Origin of the sequence: Acidovorax delafieldii 2AN (genome assembly GCF_000175235.1) — a bacterium.
In the GTDB taxonomy this organism is placed as follows: Bacteria; Pseudomonadota; Gammaproteobacteria; order Burkholderiales; family Burkholderiaceae_C; genus Acidovorax; species Acidovorax delafieldii_B.
In genome coordinates this window covers 1-2,547 of record NZ_ACQT01000375.1, presented here as the reverse complement: position 1 = coordinate 2,547, position 2,547 = coordinate 1, and the positions used below count along the sequence as shown (strand labels likewise).

The window sequence follows — 2,547 nt, the reverse complement described above, 5'->3', positions numbered from 1 at the left end:
GGCCGGGCGGGGGCGCCCCGCGGCTGGTGCGGTGGCTGTGGCGCAGGTTGATGCGCCTGCCGCAGTTGCGGCGCCTGCAACGCCGGGCGCTGGCAGCGCCGTGCGCACCGAGGTGCTCGTCACCACCTCGTTGGAAAGCGGCAAACGCTACCTTGCGCGCACCGCCGACATCTATTACCTCGAAGCCGATGATGCCCCCCTTTTTCTGCCTGCCGCACCCCCGCCGCCACCCCGGGTCACTCCCCTCAAGACCTGGAAGGTGACGCCATGAGGCGCCGCGGACTCCTGGCTGCAGGGTTGCTGGCGCTGGGCACACTGCCGGGCTGCGCGGGCTATTACTACGGCGAGAAATACGGCCCCACGCTGGGCAGCGCGTTGCGCGGGGACCTGGTGGATGCCAGCTACCGGGCCACCGATGCACTGCTGCAGACCGTGGCGCTCGACCCCCGCCACCCCGTGCTGGTGGCCACGCTGGTGAACGTGGACCGGCTGGCCGAGTCGTCGCGGCTGGGGCGCGCGGTGGCCGAGCAGATTGCCGGGCGCCTGGTGCAGCGCGGCATCCGGGTCACCGAGCCCAAGCTGCGCGAAACACTGGCCATGCGGCCCGAACAGGGCGAGTTGCTGCTGTCGCGCGAGTTGCGCGAGGTGAGCCAGGCCCACGACGCGCAGGCCGTGGTGGTGGGCACCTACGCCGTCTCGGCCCGCCAGGTCTATATCAGCCTCAAGCTGGTGCAGCCGCAGGGCAACCTGGTGGTGGCGGCGCACGACTACGCGGTGCCCCTGGACGACGACGTGCGCGCCCTGCTCATGGGTCGGTAAGGCAGCGGGGAGTTTCGAGGGGCAGTGCGCCACTGGCGCGGAACGCGTGCACAAGAAGGTGCCAGACGGCCCGCCTAGAAGAGCGAGAGCGCCGGCGGCGATGGCGTGGCGCCAGGCCGGTGGCTGGAAGGCGCCAAGCGGCGTCCAGAGGCTGTGCGCTGTGCAAGGGCGCAGGCACGAGGCCCGATTTCAACGGGCCGGAGCCAAGGTGCTCATGAAACAATAGCACGTAGCGCTTTATGCATAAGCACTACAGGCCAGAGATACCTGAAATCAGTGCAGCATCAGGGCGCCGGCAGTCTTGCTCTTGCCGGCGCGGGCGGGCGGGTTGCACAGGCCGCAGGTGAAGTGGCGGTTTTCATACAGCTCGGTCACGAACTGGCCGCTGCACTCGGCGCACTTGGTGCGCGTGAGCATGCCGGCATCGACGAACTTCACCAGGCGCCATGCGCGGGTGAACGACAGCAGGGGCTCGATCTCGGCCGTGGTCACCTGCTCGTTGTAGAGGCGGTAGGCCTTGGTCAGCAGTTCCACCGAATCCAGGTCCACGCCCTTGGACAGGTATTCGTAGATGTTGAGGAACAGCGAGCTGTGGATGTTTTCCTGCCAGGTCAGGAACCAGTCGGTGGAAAACGGCAGCTGGCCTTTCGAGGGCGACTTGCCCGCGATTTCCTTGTAAAGGCGGATCAGGCGTTCGTACGACAGCGTAGTTTCCGACTCCAGCACCTGCATGCGCGCGCCCATCTGGATGAGCATGGCTGCGCGCTCGATCTGGCGCGATTCGTTCAGGACGCTCTTGGCGGGGGCTTTGGTGGTGGCTGGCGTGGCGGACATGGCGGGCTTTCGGTGAAGGTCGGCGTGGAACTGCGTGCGGGCGAAGGCTCAGAGCACTTCCGAGACGCGGCTGGCCATCAGGATGTTGGCGTGCAGCGTGTTGGTGGCTTCGTTGCCCACCTTCTTGGCCGAGTGGTTGGTCAGCAGACTCCACACCAGGTTGTCGTCCACGCGGAAGCTGCAAAGAAGCGTGTTGCGGGAGGCCAGTTTGAGCACTTGCGCTGCCGACAGCGATGCCAGAATGTCGGCAGCGTCTTCGTTCATGCCCAGACGGAACACTGCTTCGGCCTTGTCGTGGCGAATCAGGTTTTGCGCCAGCATCAGGTAGGTGAGGTTGGCTTCGCGAATTTCGGCGAGCAGTTGTTCGTTGGTCATGGCAGCTTTCCTTTTCATGGCCGGTTCGTGCGTTGCATGCTGGGTGCATGTGTTGCGTGATCCGTTGAAATGGATTGTGAAACCGCCCCAATCAAAAATTAAGTCGGGGTTTGGCTGCGCGATGTGTCTGGTTTTAGGGGGGTGCTTGTAGGAATTTGCCTTACAAGCGCTGCAGCCGCCGTCCTGCGTCCACAGGCCAGCGGCCTGCTGCCGGGAACCTGCGCAAAGCGCTTATCCGCGCTCCACGGGGCGGGTGGGGTCGCTGCACCATTCGCTCCAGCTGCCGGCAAAAAGCGTGGTTTTTCCGAGGCCTGCGGCCTCCATGGCGATCATGTTGGGCAGCGCGCTCACACCGCTGCCGCATTGGTGGACCACGGTGGCCGGATCGCGGCCGGCCAGCAGCGCCTCGAACTCCGCGCGCAGCACGGCGGCCGACTTGAAGCGCCCGTCGGGTCCGATGTTGTCACCGAAGGGGCGGTTGAGCGCACCCGGGATGTGCCCCGCCACCGGGTCCAGCGG

4 protein-coding genes and 1 pseudogene are annotated in these 2,547 nt (G+C 65.9%); 2 read left to right on the top strand and 3 right to left on the bottom strand.

Annotated elements, in window-relative coordinates; genetic code table 11:
* Together ACDELDRAFT_RS21220 and ACDELDRAFT_RS21215 are read left to right on the top strand one after the other, a co-directional pair.
* Positions 1-271: pseudogene (locus tag ACDELDRAFT_RS21220) on the top strand (hypothetical protein); the annotation flags it as partial.
* Entirely contained in the window at positions 268-819 is a 552-nt protein-coding gene (locus ACDELDRAFT_RS21215; protein WP_005800289.1) for a FlgO family outer membrane protein, read from the top strand. The pseudogene ACDELDRAFT_RS21220 and the gene ACDELDRAFT_RS21215, both read left to right, overlap by 4 nt.
* Before the next feature lie 273 nt (positions 820-1,092).
* On the opposite strand, the gene flhC is transcribed toward ACDELDRAFT_RS21215, so the two are convergent.
* The 3 genes from flhC to ACDELDRAFT_RS21200 form a co-directional block, all read right to left on the bottom strand.
* Positions 1,093-1,653: a flagellar transcriptional regulator FlhC gene (flhC, locus tag ACDELDRAFT_RS21210; protein ID WP_005800287.1), complete on the bottom strand. Its 561-nt coding sequence runs from the start codon at positions 1,651-1,653 to the stop codon at positions 1,093-1,095.
* 48 nt (positions 1,654-1,701) lie between these two features.
* On the bottom strand, positions 1,702-2,028 hold the full coding sequence (gene flhD, locus ACDELDRAFT_RS21205; RefSeq protein ID WP_005800286.1) for a flagellar transcriptional regulator FlhD: 327 nt from the start codon (positions 2,026-2,028) through the stop codon (positions 1,702-1,704).
* A 231-nt stretch (positions 2,029-2,259) separates the two neighbouring features.
* The coding region (locus ACDELDRAFT_RS21200; protein ID WP_005800285.1) for a sulfurtransferase at positions 2,260-2,547 on the bottom strand (288 nt) is incomplete at its 5' end.

Bases quoted from the DNA above. Each gene is read 5' to 3' on its own strand.
- ACDELDRAFT_RS21215 (WP_005800289.1), top strand. From the start codon at position 268: ATGAGGCGCCGCGGACTCCTGGCTGCAGGGTTGCTGGCGCTGGGCACA.
- flhC (WP_005800287.1), bottom strand. From the start codon at position 1,653: ATGTCCGCCACGCCAGCCACCACCAAAGCCCCCGCCAAGAGCGTCCTG.
- flhD (WP_005800286.1), bottom strand. From the start codon at position 2,028: ATGACCAACGAACAACTGCTCGCCGAAATTCGCGAAGCCAACCTCACC.